Origin of the sequence: Streptomyces griseorubiginosus (genome assembly GCF_017614965.1) — a bacterium.
Taxonomy (GTDB): Bacteria; Actinomycetota; Actinomycetes; order Streptomycetales; family Streptomycetaceae; genus Streptomyces; species Streptomyces griseorubiginosus_B.
Map to the genome: position 1 here is coordinate 72219 of NZ_WVUG01000001.1, position 20556 is coordinate 92774.

Below are 20556 nucleotides of genomic sequence, written 5' to 3' on the forward strand. Positions count from 1 at the left end.
CTCAGTTCACAGCGGTGGCGGAGGCGTCGGCGTTCTCGCTCGTGGGACGCCTGCCGAGGGTGAACAGACCGGACTGGGTGTGGTGGACCTCCGACGCGTCGCGGATGACGTTGATGGGATCACGCCCGGCCTCGACGTCGTCGGCCATCGTCAGGAGCATCCGGCGCAGCATGACGACGCCGCGGTCTCCGGTGGCCAGGGTCTCCTCGGAGTCCAGGGTGATGGCGCCCTGCGAGCCCTGGGCCTCGGCGTCGCCGGGGAACCTCTGGCGCTCCTCGTCGGTCAGTTCGTGGTTCTGCTTGCCGTTCTGCGTGATGCCGATGACGAAGCGGACCATGCGTTCGTGGTCGGCGGTGCGGATGGAGAAGAAGAGGCGGTGGCTGGTGTCGTCGGAGGGCACGACCCACAGCAACTGGTCCGGCCGTATGTCGGGGGCCATCTTCACGAAGTCCGCCAGGCCGAAGACATTGGGAAGGTGCTGCTCGACGGCGAAGCCGTACTCGGTGACCTCGCCGTCCTCGCCCTCGACCTCGAAGCGCTGGGTGTACTTCACGCCGTGGGCGGTGCGTTCGTAGGTCAGGCGATCGGCGATGGTGGCCGGGTCGAAGAAGTTCTCGGGGTAGCCGAAGGTGCCGGTGCCCAGCATCTGGTAGCCGCTGTGGGTGGAGTGCAGCCAGGTGACGTGGGTGGGGTCGGCGGAGTTCTCGTAGATGTTGAGCCAGCTGAAGTCGGCCGGCATGCCGGTGACCGCGGCGTGCGGGACCGGCCAGCTGGCGAAGTACCCCTCGCCCTCGGCGGGGTTCTCCAGGGCGTCGTAGCGGGGGAGTTCGGGCTTGAGTTCGGGCGGGCCCATGTAGACGAAGACCAGGCCGTAGCGCTCCGCGACGGGGTACCAGGGCTGACGGGCGGCGTCGCGCCTGCGCCCGAGGGCCGGCTCGCAGGCCTGCTCGATGCAGTGACCCTGGACGTCGAACTTCCAGCCGTGGTAGCAGCAGCGGATGCCGTCGTCCTCGACCCGGCCGTAGAAGAGGCTGGCGCCGCGGTGGGTGCAGCGCTCGATCACGACACCGGGGTTGCCCTGCCCGTCGCGGAAGACGACGAGATCCTCGCCGAGGACGCGGGTCTTGTGCGGCAGGGCGCCGGCGACGAGCGTCTCGGAGCTGGCGACGGGGTGCCAGTAGCGGCGCAGGGCCTCGCCCATGGGCGTACCGGGCCCGACCTCGCGGAGGCGGGCGTTGTAGGAGGGTTTCGGGCGGCCATAGCCGGTGCCGGTGTCGGTCTGTGGTGCGGTGGTGGTCATCGTGCTGTCTCCCGTGCGGCTCGGGGGCACAGCCGGTGGCCCGTGCAGGGCGTGATGTGGGGGGACCTGCGAGGGCTCCGTCGGGTGCGACCCTCAAACTGATAAGTGGATTCACATTCGCATTTCTCTTCCTCGGGCGTCAAGAGGAAGTTCTGCCGAGGCCTTGACGGGGAGGCTGTGCGGTGACCGGAGCGGATGTCGGCTCCGTATACGGTGGGCGGGTGACTACCGAACCGTCGCTCGATCTTCCGCAGCCACAGCAGGCGCGCAGTCGGCGGACCCAGCAGCGGATCCTGGAAGCCGGCACGGCCCTTCTCGAGGAGGGTGGCACCGAAGCGCTCACCATCGCGGCCGTCGCCGCTCGGGCGGGCGTCTCCGTGGGCAGTGTGTACCGGCGTTTCGGCGGCAAGGACCGACTGATCGCGGGTCTCCAGCACGCCATGATCGAGGAGTTCCGCGCCGACATCATCCGCCGGTTCGCTCCGCTGCGCGGCGATGCGGCCACGATGGTCGCCTCGGCGGTCGCCGGGCTGACCGAGACGTTCGAGGCGCACGCGCGTCTGATGCGCGTCTTCGTCATCGCGAGCACCACCGATCCCGCGGTGGCCCGGGCGGGATCGGCGGCCAGCATCGACGCCGGCCAGGTCTTCCGGCGGTTCCTGGAGCCGCTCGTGCCGATGATCGACGCGCCGGAGCCCGAGTTGCGGCTCGATGTCGCCTTCCGCCTGGTGTACGCGGCGTGCATGAACCGTGTGCTGCACGGCGAACGCTTCGAGTCCGAGCGGCCGCTGACGTGGGGTCAGCTCACCGACGAACTGGTCGACGCCGTCTGCCTGTACCTGCTCGGTGCGCCGCCGAAGTGAGCCGCCGGGTGGATCTCCCGATGCGAATGTGATTCCATCTTCACATTCGCACCCGGCGGCGGCACCCGGCCCGAGCCACGGGTGACGGCCGGTCGACCGCTCGGTCGACGAGGGAAGGGACCGCTCCATGCGAGAGCCGCTCAGCTACGAGATCGCCCACGGTGCCGCGCTTGCCGCTCTGGAAGCGGGAAGAGCCGAGGGGCACAAGGTGTGCGCCGTCGTGGTCAACCGCAGTGGCGTCACGAAGGTCCTGCTCAGTGATGACGGGGTCGGTCTTCTCGGTGTGGAGACCGCGCGACGCAAGGCCTACACCTCCGCCGTCAGCGGTGTCCCGACGGCCAAGTTCGCCGCCTTCGCCGCATCTCCCCAGATGCAGGTCGCGCCTCCCCACCTGGTCGACTCCAACCTCCTGCCCGTCGCCGGCGGCGTGCCGATCGTGACGGCCGACGGGGAGGTCATCGGCGCCATCGGTGTGGGCGGCGCGGACGACACCACGGACGACCGGATCGCGAACCAGGCACGCGACGCGGTCGCGAAGATCGTGGCGTAGGGCTCCTGCGCGGAAATCCGCGGGCGTCCCAGGCCCCTCGCTCTCAGGCAGCCGTCCGGATGACTCCCACGGTGCGCACCAGGTGCGGCTCGGAGCGGTCGGCACGGTGGGCGACGGCCAGCTCCACGCGTGCGTCGGCCCCGGTCAGCGGCACGTAGGCGACACCGTCGAGCGCCAGCGCGGTCACCGGTTCCGGCACGACGGCGACGCCGAGACCACCGGCCACGAGCGTGACCAGCGTCGAGGTCTCGCCGACCTCGTGACGCAGGTGCGGCTCGACACCGGCGTCCCGCAGGAGACCCAGCACGACGTCGTACATCACGGACCGGCGGTCCGCGGAGTGCACGATCAGGTCGGCGCCGGCGAGGTCCGTGACGCGCAGGCGTTTCCGGCGCGCGAGGGGGTGCTCGACCGGTACGGCCACCACCAGCCGGTCCCTGCGCAGGGTGTGCACGGTGAGGGAGAGGTCGGCCGCCGGCGGACGCAGCAGCGCCACGTCGATCGCGCCGGTGCGCAGCGCCTCGACCTGGTCGGGTGCGAGCATCTCGCCGCGGAAGGAGAAGTCGACACCGGGCAGTTCCTCCGTGAGCCGGCGCGAGAGCGCGGGCAGGAGGCTGTACGTCGCCGAGCCCACGCACCCGATCGCGAGGTGCCCCACCGAGCCGGCGGCGACGAGCCGCGCGTGCTGGGCGGCCTCGTCGACATCGGCCAGGATGCCGCGCGCCCGCTGGAGATAGGCCCGGCCGGCCTCGGTCAGGTCGACACGGCGCGTGGTGCGGTGCAGCAGCTCGACGCCGAGCTCGGCCTCCAGCTGCCGGATCTGCTGGGACAGCGGGGGCTGCGCCATGTGGAGCCGCTCGGCGGCACGGCCGAAGTGCCGTTCCTCGGCCACCGCCACGAAGTACCGGAGATGACGCAGATCCATATCTCACTCATATCAATCGGCTTGGATATGCGTACTTCAGAATATCGCGGCCCGGGACTAGCGTCACTGACATGAGCGCTTTCATCTATGCCGCGACCCGGACGCCGTTCGGCCGCTTCAACGGCGCGCTGGCCGGTGTCCGCCCGGACGACCTCGCCGCCGCCGCGATCACCTCGACGCTCGCCAGGGTCCCCGGTCTCGACCCCGCCGCGATCGGCGACGTGGTGTGGGGCAACGCCAACGGCGCCGGTGAGGAGAACCGCAACGTCGGCCGCATGGCCGCGCTGCTCGCCGGCCTCCCGGTGAGCGTGCCCGGCACCACGGTCAACCGGCTGTGCGGATCGAGCCTCGACGCGGCGATGACCGCCAGCCGCACCATCGAGTCAGGCGACGCCGAGGTTGTGCTCACCGGGGGTGTGGAGTCGATGACGCGCGCACCCTGGGTGCTGCCCAAGTCGGCGAAACCGTTCCCGGCGGGCGACGTCACCGCTGTCTCGACCACCCTCGGCTGGCGGCTGGTCAACCCGCGGATGCCGAAGGAGTGGACGGTCAGCCTCGGCGAATCCAACGAGCAACTCCGCGAACGGTTCGGGATCTCCCGGGAGCGCCAGGACGAGTTCGCCGCCCGCTCCCACCAACTCGCCCACGCAGCTTGGGAGTCGGGCTTCTACGACGACCTGGTGGCGCCGGTCGACGGCGTCGACCTCACCCGCGACGAGGGGATCCGGCCCGGATCCACACCGCAGGTCCTGGCGGGCCTCAAGCCGGTCTTCCGCACACCGGAGCAGGGCGGCACCATCACCGCGGGCAACGCCAGCCCGCTCAACGACGGCGCGTCCGCGGTGCTGCTGGGCAGCGAGAAGGCCGCCGCCGCGATCGGCGCCGATCCCCTCGCCCGTATCGCCGGCCGCGGTGTGATGGCGCTGGAACCGCAGTCCTTCGGGTACGCCCCGGTCGAGGCCGCCAACCGTGCGCTGGCCCGCGCCGGGATCGGCTGGGACCAGGTGGGCGCGGTCGAGCTGAACGAGGCCTTCGCGGTGCAGTCGCTCGCCTGCCTGGACGCGTGGAAGATCGACCCCGCCATCGTCAACCAGAAGGGCGGCGCGATCGCGATCGGCCACCCGCTGGGCGCCTCGGGCGGCCGCATCCTCGCCACGCTGGCCAAGGTGCTGCGCGAGACACGGCAGCGCTACGGCGTCGCCGCGATCTGCATCGGAGTGGGCCAGGGCCTGGCCGTCGTACTGGAGAACTGCGCGGCCACGGAGGCGGCCCAGTGAGCCGGGCGGAGCTGGTCGACAACGCCGATGCGGCGGTCGCCGGGATCGAGGACGGGTCCACCGTCCTCGTAGGCGGCTTCGGACTGGCCGGCATGCCGTTCGACTTGATCGACGCGCTCATCCGCCAGGGCGCCAAGGACCTCACCATCGTGTCCAACAACGCCGGCAACGGCGACGTCGGCCTGGCCGCTCTGCTGGCCGCGGGCCGGGTGCGCAAGGTGCTCTGCTCCTTTCCGCGCCAGGCCGACTCCTGGGTCTTCGACGACCTCTATCGAGCGGGGAAGATCGAACTGGAGGTCGTCCCGCAGGGCAACCTCGCCGAGCGCATGCGCGCGGCCGGTGCCGGCATCGGCGCCTTCTACTGCCCGACCGCGGTCGGCACGCCGCTGGCCGAGGGCAAGGAGGTGCGGGAGATCGACGGCCGCACCTACCTGCTGGAGTACCCGATCAAGGGCGACTACGCGCTGATCGGCGCGCATGTCGCGGACACCCTGGGCAACCTCGTCTACCGCAAGACCGCCCGCAACTTCGGACCCGTCATGGCCACGGCCGCCACGACGACCATCGTCCAGGTCGAACAGGTCGTCGAGCCGGGCGCGCTCGACCCCGAAGCCGTCGTCACCCCGTCCATCTACGTCGACCGGATCGTCCAGGTGACGGCCCGTCACTACACCGTCCAGGGGGCACGATGACCACCACGACCATCGATCACCGCCTCTCCATGGACGAACTGGCCGCCGTCATCGCACGCGACATCCCGGCCGGTTCCTTTGTCAACCTCGGCATCGGACAGCCCACCAAGATCGCAGACCATCTGCCGGCCGACTCCGGGGTGGTGCTGCACACCGAGAACGGCATGCTCAACATGGGTCCCAAGGCCGAGGGCGACGCGGTCGACCCCGACCTCACCAACGCCGGCAAGGTCCCGGTCACCGAACTGCCGGGCGCGGCCTACTTCCACCACGCCGACTCCTTCGCCATGATGCGCGGCGGACACCTCGACGTCTGCGTCCTCGGCGCCTACCAGGTCGCCTTCAACGGCGACCTCGCCAACTGGCACACCGGCAAGCCCGACGACATCCCCGCCGTCGGCGGCGCCATGGACCTCGCCATCGGCGCCAAGGACGTCTACGTGATGATGACCCTCTTCACCCGCTCAGGCGAGCCCAAACTCGTACCGCGGTGCACCTATCCCCTCACCGGCGTCGGCTGCGTCAGCCGCGTCTACACCGACCACGGCGTCTTCGACGTCGGCACCGAGGGCGTACGGATCAGGGAGACGTACGGCATCGGCGCCGGCGAACTCGCGGAGCGATGCGGCATCACGCTCCCTTAGGTTCCCCACAGCCGCGCACCTGTCGATGGCCTCGGCGCCACCTCCCCCTCCGGGGTGGCGCCGAGGCCATCGACGTATCGCGTTACTTGCCGCCGGCGATCTCGATGTAGGTGTTTCCGGTGACCGGGCGGTGGTCGTAGGTGCCGGTGACGGCGGCGCTGCCTTCGTAGCCGGGTCCGGGCACCAGCAGTTCCTGGTTCTTGGCGTAGACGGTGACGTTCAGCTTGGCGTGCTCGCCGGGGATGCTGACCTTCCAGCGCGTGGGGTAGCTCCTGCCGCTCGTCGGGCTGGTCCAGCGGGTGGACTCGTCCGGCGTGAGGGTCGCCTCCGCGACGGTCTGCGTGCCGTCGGGCTTCACGATGGTGGCGAAGTTGTTCGTCTTGTCGCCGTACTTCTGGTTCCAGACGCTGACCTCGTCGCCGTTGGACAGGTTGAGGTTCATCCAGGACCAGGACGCGGTGCCGGAGGTGAGGTCGGGCAGGGGTCCCCACTGGCGGTCCAGCCAGGACTGCCCGCGGAGCTTCTCCGTGCGGCCGTTGAGGGTCAGGGTGCCGGAGGTGTCCACGGTGGGCAGGGCGTATTCGTAGTTGGCGTACTTCGCGTCACCGAACATGGGGAAGTAGCCCGTCCCCAGGTTGTAGAGCACGCTTCCGCGGGGGCGCAGTGTGACGTCGATGGTTCCCTCCGCGACCTTGGCGCGCAGCTTCATCTCCGTGGCGTCGCCGGTCCAGGTGATGTTGTCGGTGTGGATGTCCACGCCCTGCTTGTCGGACAGGCCCTTCCCGGACGGGAGGGGGATCTCCGACCGCGTGTACCAGCCGGTGTCCTCGTTGACCACCGAGACCTTCGAGACGGCGCCTGCCTGCTTACCGATGCTGGAGTTCAGGTAGTGGACCAGGAAGCCGTACCGGTGGCCCCCGGCGGTCACGTGCGCGGTGATGTACCAGGACTGGTTGGGCTGGCCGGGGTCGTAGGTGAGCTTCGCGGCGGGGTCGACGAGGACCGGGACGCTCGTCTTGGACAGCCCCTTCGGGGAGGTGGCGGGGTGCGCCGGGGCCGGACCGGCGGTCGTCGCCGTGGCCGTTCCTCCCGAGGCGAGGGTGAGTGAGGCGATGAGCGCGGCGGCGATGCCGGCGGCGCCGAGGGTGGCGGTCTTGCGCATCATGACTCCTTGTTCGGATTGCTGTACTTGTGTGGCGATGGCGTACGAAACTGTTTCGTACTCTCTTGAGTCGCACTGACGGACGGGCGGAAACCTGTAGCGGGTGCTCCCCTGGAAGGTGGGGTGCGGAGGGCTGTCGGGAGTGCCGTACGGTCCGTCCCGTTCGGACTTCCCGAAGATAATCCTACACCCGTAGGATTATCTTCGGGTCGTTCGGTGTCAAGCAGGGATCGGGTGCCATGATCGCGACGGCTACGCTGATTCGACCGACGGGCGGACGCCCGTGCAACCGTTTGAGGAGGACGTTTGGCGGACAAACCGAGCACGACCCGGCGCCCTGGGCGCCCCAGGGCGGATTCCACCGCCGTGCCCGGGGAACGGGACGTGCTGCTACGCGGCCTGGAGGCGTTCGCGACGCTCGGATACGACCGGGCGTCGGCGCGGGAGCTCGCACGTCGTCTGGGGGTCGGGCCCACGTTCATCAACGACCGTTACGGTTCCAAGGCGGCCTACTGGCGTGCGGTGGTGGACGCCGCGCTAGGCGCCCAGCTCGCGGGCATGGCGCAGCCCACTCCGGGAAGCGCCGACGAGGACGTGGTTCGGCAGTTCGTCATGGAGTTCTACCGGGTCAGCATCGACGAGCCGTACCTCGCCATGCTGATAGCGGATGAGTCGACACGGGACACCGAGCGACTGGACTACCTCTACGAGCGGTACATCGAGCCGCAGCTGGCCCTCGTCGTGCCCAGCATCGAGAGGTTGATGGCGGCCGGGCGCATGGCACGGGTCCCGATGGACATCGTGTTCTTCGCCATCATCGCTCCCGTCTCGGGACTGGTGCAGGAACCCCTCGCCCGGCGCCTGGGCAGCCCGGAAGGCATGCAGCAGGCGGACCGCCTCGCCAGGGCGGAGGCCCTGGCCGGCCTGGTCGTGGAGGGGCTGCTGGCCACAAGAGGGTGAGCCCGGCACCGGTCAGGCGGCCGGGGCGGTGAGGACGGTCTTGGCGGCCAGCCGGAGATTCCTGATCATCGGATTCGGGTCGCCCTTGCGGCTGGCCAGGACGACCTGGCTGGGGGGAGCGCCCTCGACCGGTACGGTCACGAGGTCGGGACGCAGTGAGCTGCGCCGGTCGCCGACCGGTAGCACGGCGATCGCCTCGCCGCTCGCGACGAGTTCGAGCTTGTCCTCGTAGCTTTCGATCGGCGGTACTCCGGACCCGAGGATCCGGTAGGAAGTCCAGCCCGCGGTCTCGAACGCACACGGTGCCGCCTCTTCGCCGGCCAGTTCTTCCGCGGTCACCGACGCGCGGTCGGCCCAGGGGTGGCCGCGCGGGACGACGAGCATCCGGGGCTCCTCGTACAGGGGTGTGGTGACCACGTCGTCGTCGGCGAGCGGCAGCGGGGTCCGCGCGATCAGGGCGTCGACGCGCTGGTCGGACAGTGCCCCGACCTCGCGGCAACTCAGATGCCGGGTGGCGATCTCGGCGTCCGGGTGACGGCGGCGCAGTTCCCGTACGGCGGCGGTGATCACCAGGTCTTCGACGTAGCCGATGGCGATTCGTTCGGTCCGGGCTTGTTCACGCACGGCCAGCTCGGCCTCGCGGGCGGCGCGCAGCAGGGCCTGGGCCCGGGGCAGGAACGTCTGGCCGGCCTGAGTGAGCCGGGTGCCCTGGGGGGTGCGGTCCAGCAGGCGTGTGCCGAGATACTTCTCGAGCCGTTGGATCTGGCGGCTCAGCGCCGGTTGGGCCACGTGCAGTTCGGCGGCGGCCCGGCCGAAGTGCTGGTGTGCCGCGACCACGGTGAAGTAGCGCACCAGGCGCAGTTCCAGGTCCTGTCCGAGATCGTTCACCCGTCTCAGGGTACGCGTCATGCCGTTTCGGAATGACCGGGTTGCCGAACCGGTCTTGGACGGCCAAGGCGAGCCGGGCCTTGACTGAAGGGGCAACGTCTTTCCGAGAAAGCGACAGGTGTGATGAAGGCGATCCAGTTCCACGAGGCGGGCGGGCCGGAGGTTCTGCGGTACGACGAGGTGCCGGTTCCCGGGATCGGCCCGGGCGAGGTGTTCGTCCGGGTACACGCGGTGGGCGTCAACCCACCGGACTGGTACCTGCGCGAGGGGATGAAGGTCATGCCGGCCGAGATGAGGCCGACGCTTGACTTCCCCCTGATCCCGGGAACGGACATGTCGGGCGTGGTCGAGGCGGTCGCTCCGGACGTGGCGGGGTTCGCCGTCGGTGACGAGGTCTTCGGCATGCTGCGGTTCCCCGGATTCGACGGCCGGACGTACGCCGAGTACGTGGCCGCGCCGGCTTCGGACCTGGCGCACAAGCCGGCCGGCATCGACCACGTGCAGGCGGCCGGGGCGCCGATGGCCGTGCTGACGGCCTGGCAGTACCTCGTCGATCTCGGCCACGACGTCCCATCTCCCTTCACCGGCAAGGTGCACCAGCCGGTGCCGATCACGCCGGGGATGACCGTGCTGGTCAACGGTGCCGCCGGTGGAGTGGGCCATTTCGCCGTACAACTGGCGAAGTGGAAGGGCGCACACGTCATCGCGGTGGCCTCGGGCCGGCACGAGCAGTTCCTGCGCAAGCTCGGCGCCGATGAGTTCATCGACTACACCACGACGCGGGCCGCGGACGTGGTCAGCGGCGTCGACCTGGTCATCGACACCGTCGGTGGCCCGGACAGCTCACGCTTCCTGAGCGTACTCAAGCGCGGCGGCACCATGCTTCCGGTGTTCTTCGCCGAGTACGACCCGGGAGTGACGGCGCGTCTGGGCATCACCGTCTCCAATATTCAGGTGCGTTCCAACGGCCCCCAACTCGCCGAGATCGGACGCCTCTTCGACGAGGGCAAGCTCCAGGTCGGGGTGGACAGCACCTACCCGCTGGCCGAGGCGGGGCGCGCGCACACGCGGGCCGCGCAGGGCCACATCCAAGGCAAGATCGTGCTGACGGCGGTCTCGCCGGCCTGAAGACGCAACCACCATCTTCCCCGGGGACGCGCGCACGGGTCGACAGGGGACGCTTTCACCTGCTGCGCGGCTTCGCGCTCGCCACCCGCTCCAGCGAGTGCGGCGCGACCTCGAAGCCGCCGACCGCCTGGCCGCAACGACACCCTGCACGCGGGCTTCCTCGCCACCGTTCGCGCTGACCCCGGCCGGCGCCTGATCGTCATGGCGTGTGTCGCGTGCGCCGCTTTCCTGGCCTCCGCGGTGGAGACCGGGGCCGTCAGGGCCTGACGCCCACGTCAGACACCGGCTCTGGTCGGCAGCGGAGAACAGGGAAGAACCGTTTCCCCAGATGTGTAGGTTCTGTGTGCGTGGCGTGGTTGAATCATGCACAACTCGGCCAGGTGGCTTGATCTGATCGACCGGTTTCCCGTGCCCGGCACGCGTCACGGGCCCCGTGCGCTCCCTTCCTGTCCGCCGGGCCGGGCTGTGACCGTCGTCGCCCTGCAACGTCGAAGTCGACGTCGTGCCTGCTGGGCGGCGTGCCGTCCCGCAGGAAGGAACCGTCGTGAACGCCACCGTCTCCAACTTCCATTACGGCGCCGTGACCCCCGTGGCCGCCTACTTGATGGCCTGCCTCGGCGCTGCACTGGGGCTGCGATGCACGACGCGTTCGCTGCGCCGCCCGCAGCGACGAGCCGGCTGGCTGGCACTGGGAGCCATTTCGATCGGCTCGGGCATCTGGACGATGCACTTCATCGGCATGATCGGATTCAGCGTCCAGGGCGCTGCGCTCGGTTACGACACACCGAAGACCCTGTTGAGTCTCGCCGTCGCCATCGCGGTGGTCGCGGTCGGTGTGTTCCTCGTCGGCTACCGCGGCGGCTCACCAGCGAACCTGGGCGTCGCGGGGACGATCACCGGACTCGGTGTCGCGGCCATGCACTACCTGGGCATGGACGCTGTCCACACGGACGGGACCCTGCACTACGACACGACGACGGTGGCGTTGTCCGTCGTGATCGCGATCGCGGCGGCCACGGCGGCTCTGTGGGCGGCCGTTTCCATCCACACGTTCTGGTCCAGCCTCGGCGCCAGCCTGGTCATGGGAGTGGCTGTCACCGGAATGCACTACACCGGGATGACCGCGGTCTCCGTTCACATCACCGGGGCCAGTGGCGCGTCACAGTCGTCCAGCGACCTGATCTCGTTCCTCCTGGCGATGCTCGCCGGCCCGCTCGTGGTCCTCCTGGTGGCGGCTGTGATCGTGATGTTCGACCCCGACTTGATGGTCGGAGACGAAGCACCGATCCGGGCGGTCGCGGGGACGGGGACCTACGACTCCGCCGGGCCGTATCCGTCCCAGTACCCGGCGCACAACCAGACGCACCGTACGGAGGGTTACACGCCCTGAAGGCCGTGCGCCGGGCCCTCGGGTGCGTCTGTGCCTTCAGCTCCCGGACGGGCGAGGTCAGCGCAGTCCGGCGAAGAGGTCGTTCTCGGGCACGGCCGTGCCGGTCGGGTCCTGGACACGCAGGAAGGTCTCCGTGCCCATCAGTTCGCCGAACCTCTCCTGGCCCATCTTGAGGAAGAAGATGTTGTCGCCCTGGCTGGCGTGCGCGGCCAGCGCGTCGAACTTCTGGCCGCTGAACGCGGTGGCGTCCACCCACGTGGTGATCTCGTCGTCGGGAAGCCCGATCTCGGCCATGGCGGCGGCCTCGGCGGGGTCCGGCTCCGGCACGTCCTGACCGGACTCGCGCATGAACTCGCCGAACCGCCGCATCGCCGAGTGGGGCATCGTGGTCCAGTACACCTTCGGAGTCAGCTCGGTCAGCTTCAACGCCGCCATGGTGACGCGGTGGGCCTGGATGTGGTCGGGATGGCCGTAGAAGCCGTTCTCGTCGTAGGTGACGACCACATCGGGCCGGTAATGCCGCATGAGTTGGGCGAGCCGGCCGGCGGCTTCCTGGACGGGGGTCTGCCAGAAGGAGTGGGGGGCGTCGTTGGTCGGCCAGCCCATCATCCCGGAGTCGGCATAGCCGAGCATCTCCAGATCGCTGACCTTCAGAATGTCGCAGCTCGCCTCGAGTTCCTCGCGGCGCATCGCGGCGACGGCCGCCGGATCGTGCCCGGGATCACCCGGCTTGACACCTCCCGGTCCGTCACCGCATGCGCCGTCGGTACAGGTCACGAGCACCGTGCGAATTCCTTCCGCCGCGTATCGCGCCAGGACTCCTCCGGTTCCGGTGGCCTCGTCATCGGGGTGGGCGTGCACGGCCATGAGCGTCAAAGGCCGGTCCGTCATGAAACAGTCCTCCTGCAGAGCTACGTCGTGGTCCAAGCAGTACGGCGGGCCTGCCGCGATGCTGGTGCCAGGATCTTGGCGGGGCGCACGGTCCTGCGGTTTCTGTGGTTCCCGCCCGTGCTGTGCCACCTTCTTGCCGATGCAACCGCTCCGGCAGGGCGGTCTGTTCCCGGCGCGCCGACTCGGCACCGGTTGTGGTCGATTATTGGGTGCGGCTGAACAAGGTGGATGGGCAGCCGACATCGACTCAGGCGCGCCCCGCCCGGCCCGGTGCGGCGTGGTCGCCGAACCGGGTGCGGAAGGGACGGGGTGCCGTCGGTCATGGCAAGTGCCCGAGGTTCGGGCCCAGCGGGCGCCGTCAAGTGTGGCCCTGCGTCCCGATGGGTGCTGCATGATCGCCGACCGGCCGCAGTGCCCGGACCTCCTCCACAACGGCCCTTCCCGCCCGCAGAGCTGCGACGGGATCAGCCGCCTCGTCCAGTTCGACGAGGACGACGTCGGCGCCGGGCGTCAAGGACATCGCGTCGGCCCATGCCTTCCAGTCCACGATGCCGGTGCCCAGTTCGGCCATGAAGGGCTGTTGCTGGGCGAAGACCGTCTCGTCGATGGTGAGTTCGACGTCGATCGGCTTGACCGCGTCCTTCCAGTGCGCGAGCGCGATGCGCTGGGAGTGACGGCGCGCGACGGCGACGGGGTCGCCGCCACCGAGCGCGATGTGGCACGAGTCGGGGCACAGCCACACGTAGCGCGGATCGGTCAGGGCCATGAACAGGTCGATGTCCCTCTCGTACCAGAGGGTGCTGTTGGACTCCGTGTGGAAGGCGAGCTTCACGCCGTACCGGGAGACGGCCTCGCCGACCGCGTGGGCGATGTCGGCCATCCGGGTCATGTACGCGGCGTCCACGAAGAAGGGCGGTCGTGTCCCGAACGTCGTCCGCATCGGCAGTCCGGTGACGAGCAGTTCCGCCCCCGCCTCGGCGAGGAAGGCGGCGCGTCGCTCCGCGTCGGCGACGATCGCGGGCAGGTTGCCGCCCTGCAGCCAGTCGGGGGCGTCGCTGCCGGCGACGAAAGCGCTCACCACGAACAGGCCGTGTGCCGCCAGCTCACGCCGGAAGGCATCCGCGTCACCGAAGGCGCGCAGAGCCGAGTCGATGTCGCCGGGTGCGAAGGTCAGCTCCAGGCCGGTCACCCCGGCTTGGGCGAGTGCTTCCATCACTCGTGCCCAGAAGAGCCGGGGGTGGTCGTGGGCCCAGGCGCGCAGGGTGTCGGCGGAGTCCAGTCCCCAGAAGTCCGGGTGGTAGAAGGTGATGACGTCGGTCGCGAAGCGCGGTGCCGGCGGTGCCGGCGGATCCAGGAGTGTCATGCGGCGCCTGCGCGGGCGTTGTAGACGGTGACGCCGTGGGCGTCGACGGCGTCGCGGTAGCCGCGGAACACGGCGAGCGCCTCGTCCCGCAGCACATCCTGTACGACCGTGATACCGCGCGCCTCGAACTGTTCGGCCCAGTCCGCGCCGAGTGGGCCCTCGTCGAAGGTCGTGATCTCCTCCAGGTCCGGCCCCTCGCCCGCGACCACGAGACCCCGCACCCCGGACCACATCGTCGCGCCGTAACAGAGCACGCAGGGACGCCAGTTGACTACCAGCTCGTGCGCCGGCTGTCCCTCGCCCCCGAGGTCCCAGCCTCCGGTCGCCTTCTGCGCGAGGCCCAGCGCGAGGACCTCGGCGTGCGCGCTGGATACACCGGAGGCGAGTACGACGTTCACGCCGACCGAGACGATCCGGCCGCTGTCCTGCTCGGCGACGAGTGCCGCGAACGGACCGCCGTTGCCCTCACGCCAGTTGCGGTCGGCGAGGCGGTGCACGAGGCGCATCCGGTCCTCACGGTCGGAGATGACGGCCGGCACGTCGGCGAGTTCGTCGTCGATCCACGCGGGCAGCGCCACGCGGTATTCCTTCGGGATGTCGATCACGGTTCCAAAGCCCTCTCAGTTGATGGCGGACGCGGTGATGCGTTCGGCAACGGCGCGCGCGGCCCGTACGGCGGTGACCGCGCCGGCCAGTGTGACGTTGGCGGCCATCGCGGTGGGTATCACGCCGTTTCCGGCCAGATACAGGTTGTCGAAGCCCCACACCCGGCCGTCGGGGTCGCACACGCTGGTGCCGTCGTCGGTACTGCCTGCCCGCACGGTGCCGGTCTGGTGCAGTGACGAGCCGGGTGGGAGCAGGGCCAGTTCGGTCTCGGGATCGAGCGTGCCGAACTCGGCGGCGAGCGACCGGGCTTGCTCCAAGGCCCGGCTGATCAGCTCGCGGTCGGCGTCGGAGTAGCCGAACTCGACGGTGAACCGTGGCATTCCGGTGAGGTCGGTGTCCGACTCCGAGAAGAGGAGCCGGTTCTCGGGGCGGGACTCGACGGGGGCGTACAGCGACAGGCCCACCGAGTGCGCCAGGGGGCGGCCGGCCTCGTCCACATACGTACGGTTCATGATCTGCCCGTGGAACGGCTGCGCCGTTCCGTTGTGCGGCAGCCAGAGCGAGTCCGTGGCGAACTCGCCGTCACGCGGCAGGGGCAGGGCGTCGAGAGGGATGCCGAACCGGTCGAGGTCGAGCAGCACCCGGGCACTGATGAACGCGTGCTCGTTGAGGTGACGTCCCAGTGCCGCGGGCCGTATGCCGGACGCGAAAAGGAGCTGCGGGGTGCGCAGCGCGTCGGCGCACACCACCACGGCCTCCGCGAGGAGTTCGGACTCGGCGCCGTCGTACACGCGACGCAGCCGCGCGCCGGCGGCCCGGCCGCCGTCGATGACGACGGACGTGGCGAGAGTGCCGGTCAGGAGGGTGAAGGCCGGGTCCCCGCCCGCCGCGATCGCGGGGAAGACCGTGCCTGGAGCCGTGCGCGGCATCGGCCCCGCAGGTGTCGCGCTGACCGCCATCGGCATCGGCTGGGGCCGCCGGTCCTCCGTCCCGACGCCGTCGTAGCGTCGGCGCAGCACGTCAAGTACCCGCTGCCCGACCGGGGTCGGACCGATGGCGGCGGGCGTGACCGCGAGCAGACGGCGCGCGGTGCCCAGATCCGTCGCCCAGCGGTCCGGTTCGCCGAAGTCGAACACCTCGTGTCCGGCGGGCCAGGGCGTCGCGGCGGTCCAGTGCACTCCCATGCCACCCGCGTTCCACGCGAGCGCGGCGGCCGGCATCGCCTCGGCGTCCTCGCCGAAGGCGAGCGCGTGGAACATGCCGGGTGCCAGGCCGGTGATGCTGTCCGCGACGTCGCGCACCACCTCGGCGCCCGTGTACAGGCCCTGGATGCCGGCGGCGACCTGTTCGTTGTAGCGGGACCACAGGGCCGGGTCGTCGAGGTCGTGCAGGTGCAGACCGGGTGCCGAACCGATCGGCCGGCCGCCGTCGACCATGGTGATGTCCAGCCTCGGATCGGTGTCCCGCAGCAGCCGGGCCACGACGGATCCCATGATGCCGCTGCCCACGATGAGAACGCCGGTCCTGCTGGTGCCGGTCATGGTCGGGCTCCTGTTCTGGTGAAACGTGGCGAACGGGGTGTGAAGGGAAGGGGCGGATGGCACGCGCGATCACGCGCTCGGGACGGGCGGGCCGAACAACTCGGTGTCCATGTGGTCGAGCACGAACTTGACGGCGCCGATGAGCGGGCCGTCGGAGCCCAGGACGGTGGCGCGCAGTTCGACGGCGGGGGTACGCGCACTGTGCATCGCCTCGCGCACGCGGGGCAGCAGCACGTCGGCCGCGTCCTCCAGTCCGCCGGCGAGCACGATGAGGGACGGCGCGACCGTCCACGACAGGGTGGTGAGGATCGACGCGATGTTCTCCACGAACTCGTCGACCTCCGCGAGCGCCGCCGTGTCGCCGGCCCGTGCTGCGGCGAAGCGGCCGAGCGCGACACGCCGCCGGACCGGGTCAGGAGAGGTCAGCCACGCCACGGGACGGTCCTCGACCGAGCCGGCCGGCAGCGACACCGCCTCGGCGATCTCGCCCGCGGCGCCCTCGAAACCACGGTGCACGTCCCCGCGTATGAGGATGCCCAGACCGGTCCGGTTCCCGAGCATCGCCCATACGACGTTGTCGTGGTCACCGGCCGTACCCCGCCAACGCTCCGCGAGGGCACCGAGATTGGTGTCGTTGTCCGCGAACCACGGCACGCCGATGCGGCGCCCGAGTTCCTCGGGCAGGTGCACGCCTTCCCAGCGCGTGGTGTGCACCAGACGTCGTACGACGCCTTCGTCGTCGATCGCGCCGCCGCTCGCGATCGCACCGGCCCGCAGCCGGTCGGCGGAGCCGCCCGCGTCGTCGAGCGCCTCCAGCACCAGCGCCGCCGCGTCGTCGAGCGTGGCATGCGGATCCTGGTAGACGCGCAGCGGCCCGTGCGCCCGGCCGACGATGCGGCCGCGCACGTCGGCGACGACCGCGGACGCGCCAAAGGTGTTGACGCGCACACCCGCCAGCAGCGCGTGGTCGGCCCGCAGGACGTACCGGCGAGCGGGGCGCCCGGCGCAGCCGCTGACCGGCACCCGGTCGAGCTCGCTGACCCAGCCCGCGTCGACGAGGGAGTCCAGGATGAGCTCGATGGTGCGGCGGGACAGGCCGACCCGTTCGGACAGCTCGGCCAGCGTCATGGCCCCGGCCGACACCGCCAGCGCACGGAGGATCACCGAGGTGTTGACCCGCCGGACGGCGCTCTGGTTCATCCCGGGCATCAATACGCCTCCGACGTAACGGACTCCGCCGCCACCACCGGGTCGAAAACACCCGTGGTGTCGGTCACCGGTGTCGCCCCGGGCCTGCCGTACTCGCGAGCGGGATCCCCGGGCCTCCCGGTCGCGGGCTCCCAGGTCGGCGAGCGGCCGTGGACGAACGCGGCGAGGTCGGCGTGCATGGACGTGGCGAGTTCCGAGGGAGGCTGTGTTCCGAGGGCCGCGGTGGTACCCGGCGCGTCGAGTACGTCGAAGAAGAACGGTATGTCGGCGCAGTGCACGGCTCCGCCGAGTACGGGGGAGGGCCACTCGAAGGAGTACAGCCAGGTGCCGGCGGTGGCGTCGCGACGCGAGGCCGCCGCCCGCGGACAGGCGGCGCGGAACAGGGTGTCCGTCACACGGGTGCCCGCCGCGCGGGCCGAGGCGTTGCGGATGCTCGGGGCGCCGCCGTCGAACTCGTCGCCCGTCGCGCCGAGCAGGAGCGGTACGCCGCGTCCGTGTACGGTCAGTCCCTCGGCGACGGGGACCGGAAGGATGTCGTCGCCGACGACCGGACCGAGTACGAGCGGGCCGTCGTCGCCACGTTCGCTCCGCAGCAGACGGACGCCCTGCTGAACGCTTTCCACCGTGAGGCCGCCGAAGCCGTCGCGCGTCGGCGGCACGCCCAGCCGGTCACCCAGCCGCCCGGCGAAGGAGCGCGCGGCGTCCGTGTCCACCTCGAAGAAGCCGCCGGAGACACTGACCGCTCGGTGGAAGCGACCACTGCCGAGGGGTGAGGAGAGCAGCGCGAGCACCGCCCCGCCGCCCGCCGACTGGCCGGCCACGGTGACCCGGCCCGGATCACCGCCGAAAGCCGCGATGTTCTCCCGCACCCAGTCGAGCGCGAGCAGCAGGTCGCGCAGCCCGAGGTTCGGCGGTACGCCGTCCAGCGGGGCGAACCCGTCGACGCCGAGCCGGTAGCCGGGCGTCACCGTGACGATTCCGTCGCGGGCGAAGGCGCGGCCGTCGTACCACGGGCTGGCCGGGCTGCCCGCGAGGAAGCCGCCGCCGTGGATCCACACCAGCACCGGGCAGGACACACCATCCGCGGGTGCGACCACACTCAGGTTCAGTACGTCGTCGCCAGGCACCGACGGTTCCGGAATCGTGGTCGTGGTGAACAGCGGTACGCGCTGCGAGGTGGCACCGTGCCGGGACGCGTCGAAGGGCTGCGTGAACCGACCGCGTGGCACTGGCGCCGCGAACCGCCGTGCACCGACGGGTGCTTCGGCGAACGGGATGCCGAGGAAACGCCGTACGCGGCCGGTGCGGCGGCCGATGACCGTACCCGCAGGAGCCTCCACCACCTCCACCATGTCCACCGCCGTCACCGCATTCCCGTTCCGGAGATGCCCTGCACGAAGTAGCGCTGCAGGAACAGGAAGAGGACGAGGACCGGCAGCATCACGACGATCGCGCCGGCGAGCATCAGGCCGTAGTCGGTGACGTGCGCGGCGGCCTGGCTGGTGGCGGCGAGGCCCACCGGCAGCGTGTAGCTGGAGGTGCTCTGGGCGACGATGAGCGGCCAGATGAAGTTGTTCCACGAGAAGAGGAACGACATGATCGTGATCGTCGCGACGGCAGGGCCCGCAAGCGGCAGGAAGATCCTGAAGAAGATCCCGAACTCGCCCGCCCCGTCGATCCGGGCCGCTTCCAGCAGTTCGTCGGGGACCGACAGGGCGTACTGCCGCATGATGAACACGGACAGCGGGAGCGCCGCACCGGGCAGGGCGATACCGGTGAGGGTGTCGGCCAGGCCCAGGTCGACGGTGATCACGAACTGGGTGACGAACACCGTGGTGAACGGCACCATCATCGCCGCCATGACCGCGCCGAACGCGATCCGCTTGCCCGCGAAGTCGAGTTTGGCGAGCGCGTAACCCGCGGCCGACGCCGCCACGATGTTGCCGGCGACGACGATGACCGCTACCACGATGCTGTTGACCAGGAACCGGCCGAAGCCCTCGGTCCTGAACAGTCGTACGAAGTTGTCCAGGGTGACGTGGTGCGGAAGCCAGGCGCCGGGGTCGGAGCGGATCTCGTCCAGGCTGCGCAGCGAGCCGCTGAGCACCCAGACGAACGGCAGCAACGTGAGCAACGCGCACAGCACGAGCGCGCCGTACAGCAGGGGACGGGCGACGGACCGGCGGCGGATGTGCGTCCGTTCGCCTGTCATCTCGGCATTCCGCGGTGCGGCGATGGTGGTCATGCGCGAGGCCTCAGCATTCGGAACTGGACGATGCTCACCAACGTCACGAGAAGGAGCATCACGAAGGACGCCGCCGAGGACACGCCGAACTCGCCGACGCCGAACTCGTGGTAGGTGTACAGCGCCATCGACTCGGTGGAGCCCAGCGGTCCGCCGCCCGTGAGCAGATACGGCTCGTCGAACACCTGGAGGTAGAAGACGGTCAGCAGCACCGACACCATCAGCGTGGTCGGCATCAGCAACGGCAGGGTGATGTGCCTGAGTTGACGCCACCGGCCGGCCCCGTCGAGCGAGGCGGCCTCGTACACGTCCTGCGGCACAGCCTGCAGACCGGCGAGGAACAGCACCATCGCGATGCCGAAGTTGCGCCAGACGCCGAGGGCGATGACCACGGGCATGGCCAGGTGCGTGTCGTCCAGCCAGTTCGGCCCGGCGAAACCGATGGCACCGAGCACCTTGTTGACGGTGCCGTTGGCGTTGAAGGCGTACTGCCAGATCATGGCGACGGCCACCACGTTCGTGACGACCGGTGCGAAGAAGACGGTACGGAAGGCTCCGCGCAGCCGCCGGATGCCGGAGTTGAGCACGAGGGCGAGCGCGAACCCGAACCCCATCGTCAACGGCACGCCGACGGCCACGAACAGGACGGTGTTGAGGATGTCCCGCAGGAAGGTCGGGTCCTCCAGCAGGCGGAGGTAGTTCTGGATGCCGATGACGTTGACGGCGAGCGGATGCCGTAGGTCACTGCCGTGCAGATCGGTGAGGCTGAACCCGAGCGCGGCGACCGTGGGTATCGCCGTGTAGAGCAGGAACACCAGGGCGAACGGTGCGAGGAACAGCCAGGCGACGGCGGTTCGCCGGGCGCCCCGGGGCCGGCGCGCACCGCGCGGCGTCGCCGGCCCGGTGATGGCGGTCATCCGGG

General features: G+C 70.2%; 20 protein-coding genes. 8 read left to right on the top strand and 12 right to left on the bottom strand.

Annotation, left to right across the window (positions count from 1 at the left end):
* Window position 1: 1 nt before the first annotated feature.
* Window positions 2-1300 (bottom strand): Rieske 2Fe-2S domain-containing protein, encoded by a 1299-nt coding sequence (locus GRC12_RS00335; protein WP_208776557.1) that lies wholly within the window; start codon window positions 1298-1300, stop codon window positions 2-4.
* A gap of 221 nt (window positions 1301-1521) precedes the next feature.
* Here GRC12_RS00335 and GRC12_RS00340 point away from each other — a divergent pair, with 221 nt between their 5' ends.
* Together GRC12_RS00340 and GRC12_RS00345 are read left to right on the top strand one after the other, a co-directional pair.
* Window positions 1522-2163 carry a TetR/AcrR family transcriptional regulator gene (locus GRC12_RS00340; protein ID WP_208776558.1) on the top strand — a complete coding sequence of 214 codons (642 nt, stop codon included), beginning with the start codon at window positions 1522-1524 and terminating at the stop codon, window positions 2161-2163.
* A 127-nt stretch (window positions 2164-2290) separates the two neighbouring features.
* The gene (locus tag GRC12_RS00345; protein WP_208776559.1) at window positions 2291-2713 is read left to right on the top strand and encodes a GlcG/HbpS family heme-binding protein; all 423 of its coding nucleotides are present in this window, start codon (window positions 2291-2293) and stop codon (window positions 2711-2713) included.
* Between the two features lie 43 nt (window positions 2714-2756).
* Here the strand turns inward: GRC12_RS00345 and GRC12_RS00350 are convergent, their stop codons facing one another.
* On the bottom strand, window positions 2757-3638 hold the full coding sequence (locus tag GRC12_RS00350) for a LysR family transcriptional regulator (RefSeq protein ID WP_208776560.1): 882 nt from the start codon (window positions 3636-3638) through the stop codon (window positions 2757-2759).
* 71 nt (window positions 3639-3709) lie between these two features.
* Here GRC12_RS00350 and GRC12_RS00355 point away from each other — a divergent pair, with 71 nt between their 5' ends.
* From GRC12_RS00355 to GRC12_RS00365, 3 genes are read left to right on the top strand one after another with little or no spacing between them, the layout of a single operon-like run.
* Complete coding sequence (locus tag GRC12_RS00355; RefSeq protein WP_208776561.1) at window positions 3710-4915, top strand: thiolase family protein; 1206 nt, start codon at window positions 3710-3712, stop codon at window positions 4913-4915.
* The gene (locus tag GRC12_RS00360; protein ID WP_208776562.1) at window positions 4912-5607 is read left to right on the top strand and encodes a 3-oxoacid CoA-transferase subunit A; all 696 of its coding nucleotides are present in this window, start codon (window positions 4912-4914) and stop codon (window positions 5605-5607) included. Before GRC12_RS00355 ends, GRC12_RS00360 begins: the two co-directional genes overlap by 4 nt.
* Window positions 5604-6251: a 3-oxoacid CoA-transferase subunit B gene (locus GRC12_RS00365; protein ID WP_208776563.1), complete on the top strand. Its 648-nt coding sequence runs from the start codon at window positions 5604-5606 to the stop codon at window positions 6249-6251. The genes GRC12_RS00360 and GRC12_RS00365 overlap by 4 nt, the downstream gene beginning before the upstream one ends.
* An 82-nt stretch (window positions 6252-6333) precedes the next feature.
* On the opposite strand, the gene GRC12_RS00370 is transcribed toward GRC12_RS00365, so the two are convergent.
* Window positions 6334-7416: a lipocalin family protein gene (locus GRC12_RS00370; protein WP_244371823.1), complete on the bottom strand. Its 1083-nt coding sequence runs from the start codon at window positions 7414-7416 to the stop codon at window positions 6334-6336.
* Window positions 7417-7797: 381 nt separating this feature from the next.
* On the opposite strand from GRC12_RS00370, the gene GRC12_RS00375 reads away from it, so the two are divergent.
* Window positions 7798-8373: a TetR/AcrR family transcriptional regulator gene (locus GRC12_RS00375; RefSeq protein WP_308286425.1), complete on the top strand. Its 576-nt coding sequence runs from the start codon at window positions 7798-7800 to the stop codon at window positions 8371-8373.
* A 12-nt stretch (window positions 8374-8385) separates the two neighbouring features.
* Here GRC12_RS00375 and GRC12_RS00380 read toward each other — a convergent pair whose 3' ends face one another.
* Window positions 8386-9261: a LysR family transcriptional regulator gene (locus tag GRC12_RS00380; RefSeq protein WP_208776564.1), complete on the bottom strand. Its 876-nt coding sequence runs from the start codon at window positions 9259-9261 to the stop codon at window positions 8386-8388.
* A 123-nt stretch (window positions 9262-9384) separates the two neighbouring features.
* Here GRC12_RS00380 and GRC12_RS00385 point away from each other — a divergent pair, with 123 nt between their 5' ends.
* Entirely contained in the window at window positions 9385-10389 is a 1005-nt protein-coding gene (locus GRC12_RS00385) for an NADP-dependent oxidoreductase (RefSeq protein ID WP_208776565.1), read from the top strand.
* Window positions 10390-10933: 544 nt separating this feature from the next.
* Window positions 10934-11779 (top strand): MHYT domain-containing protein, encoded by an 846-nt coding sequence (locus GRC12_RS00390; RefSeq protein ID WP_208776566.1) that lies wholly within the window; start codon window positions 10934-10936, stop codon window positions 11777-11779.
* Window positions 11780-11836: 57 nt separating this feature from the next.
* Here GRC12_RS00390 and GRC12_RS00395 read toward each other — a convergent pair whose 3' ends face one another.
* The 8 genes from GRC12_RS00395 to GRC12_RS00430 all read right to left on the bottom strand — a co-directional run bounded on the left by GRC12_RS00395 (window position 11837) and on the right by GRC12_RS00430 (window position 20551).
* Window positions 11837-12670, bottom strand: coding sequence for a PIG-L family deacetylase (locus GRC12_RS00395; RefSeq protein WP_208776567.1), 834 nt, complete (start codon window positions 12668-12670; stop codon window positions 11837-11839).
* Window positions 12671-13028: 358 nt separating this feature from the next.
* A complete protein-coding gene (locus GRC12_RS00400) occupies window positions 13029-14033 on the bottom strand; it encodes a sugar phosphate isomerase/epimerase family protein (RefSeq protein ID WP_208776568.1) in 1005 nt (334 codons plus the stop codon).
* Window positions 14030-14638 carry a nucleoside deaminase gene (locus tag GRC12_RS00405; RefSeq protein ID WP_208776569.1) on the bottom strand — a complete coding sequence of 203 codons (609 nt, stop codon included), beginning with the start codon at window positions 14636-14638 and terminating at the stop codon, window positions 14030-14032. The genes GRC12_RS00400 and GRC12_RS00405 overlap by 4 nt, the downstream gene beginning before the upstream one ends.
* 15 nt (window positions 14639-14653) lie before the next feature.
* Complete coding sequence (locus GRC12_RS00410; RefSeq protein ID WP_208776570.1) at window positions 14654-16180, bottom strand: GMC oxidoreductase; 1527 nt, start codon at window positions 16178-16180, stop codon at window positions 14654-14656.
* A 69-nt stretch (window positions 16181-16249) separates the two neighbouring features.
* Window positions 16250-17380: an ROK family transcriptional regulator gene (locus tag GRC12_RS00415; RefSeq protein WP_208776590.1), complete on the bottom strand. Its 1131-nt coding sequence runs from the start codon at window positions 17378-17380 to the stop codon at window positions 16250-16252.
* Between the two features lie 8 nt (window positions 17381-17388).
* Complete coding sequence (locus GRC12_RS00420; RefSeq protein ID WP_308286426.1) at window positions 17389-18756, bottom strand: carboxylesterase family protein; 1368 nt, start codon at window positions 18754-18756, stop codon at window positions 17389-17391.
* Window positions 18753-19634, bottom strand: coding sequence for a carbohydrate ABC transporter permease (locus GRC12_RS00425; RefSeq protein ID WP_208776571.1), 882 nt, complete (start codon window positions 19632-19634; stop codon window positions 18753-18755). The genes GRC12_RS00420 and GRC12_RS00425 overlap by 4 nt, the downstream gene beginning before the upstream one ends.
* On the bottom strand, window positions 19631-20551 hold the full coding sequence (locus tag GRC12_RS00430) for a carbohydrate ABC transporter permease (RefSeq protein ID WP_208776572.1): 921 nt from the start codon (window positions 20549-20551) through the stop codon (window positions 19631-19633). The genes GRC12_RS00425 and GRC12_RS00430 overlap by 4 nt, the downstream gene beginning before the upstream one ends.
* Between the last annotated feature and the right edge of the window lie 5 nt (window positions 20552-20556).

Bases quoted from the DNA above. Each gene is read 5' to 3' on its own strand.
- GRC12_RS00415 (WP_208776590.1), bottom strand. From the start codon at position 17,380: ATGAACCAGAGCGCCGTCCGGCGGGTCAACACCTCGGTGATCCTCCGT.
- GRC12_RS00430 (WP_208776572.1), bottom strand. From the start codon at position 20,551: ATGACCGCCATCACCGGGCCGGCGACGCCGCGCGGTGCGCGCCGGCCC.
- GRC12_RS00370 (WP_244371823.1), bottom strand. From the start codon at position 7,416: ATGATGCGCAAGACCGCCACCCTCGGCGCCGCCGGCATCGCCGCCGCG.
- GRC12_RS00350 (WP_208776560.1), bottom strand. From the start codon at position 3,638: ATGGATCTGCGTCATCTCCGGTACTTCGTGGCGGTGGCCGAGGAACGG.
- GRC12_RS00395 (WP_208776567.1), bottom strand. From the start codon at position 12,670: ATGACGGACCGGCCTTTGACGCTCATGGCCGTGCACGCCCACCCCGAT.
- GRC12_RS00345 (WP_208776559.1), top strand. From the start codon at position 2,291: ATGCGAGAGCCGCTCAGCTACGAGATCGCCCACGGTGCCGCGCTTGCC.
- GRC12_RS00355 (WP_208776561.1), top strand. From the start codon at position 3,710: ATGAGCGCTTTCATCTATGCCGCGACCCGGACGCCGTTCGGCCGCTTC.
- GRC12_RS00335 (WP_208776557.1), bottom strand. From the start codon at position 1,300: ATGACCACCACCGCACCACAGACCGACACCGGCACCGGCTATGGCCGC.
- GRC12_RS00425 (WP_208776571.1), bottom strand. From the start codon at position 19,634: ATGACCACCATCGCCGCACCGCGGAATGCCGAGATGACAGGCGAACGG.
- GRC12_RS00385 (WP_208776565.1), top strand. From the start codon at position 9,385: ATGAAGGCGATCCAGTTCCACGAGGCGGGCGGGCCGGAGGTTCTGCGG.
- GRC12_RS00400 (WP_208776568.1), bottom strand. From the start codon at position 14,033: ATGACACTCCTGGATCCGCCGGCACCGCCGGCACCGCGCTTCGCGACC.
- GRC12_RS00365 (WP_208776563.1), top strand. From the start codon at position 5,604: ATGACCACCACGACCATCGATCACCGCCTCTCCATGGACGAACTGGCC.
- GRC12_RS00410 (WP_208776570.1), bottom strand. From the start codon at position 16,180: ATGACCGGCACCAGCAGGACCGGCGTTCTCATCGTGGGCAGCGGCATC.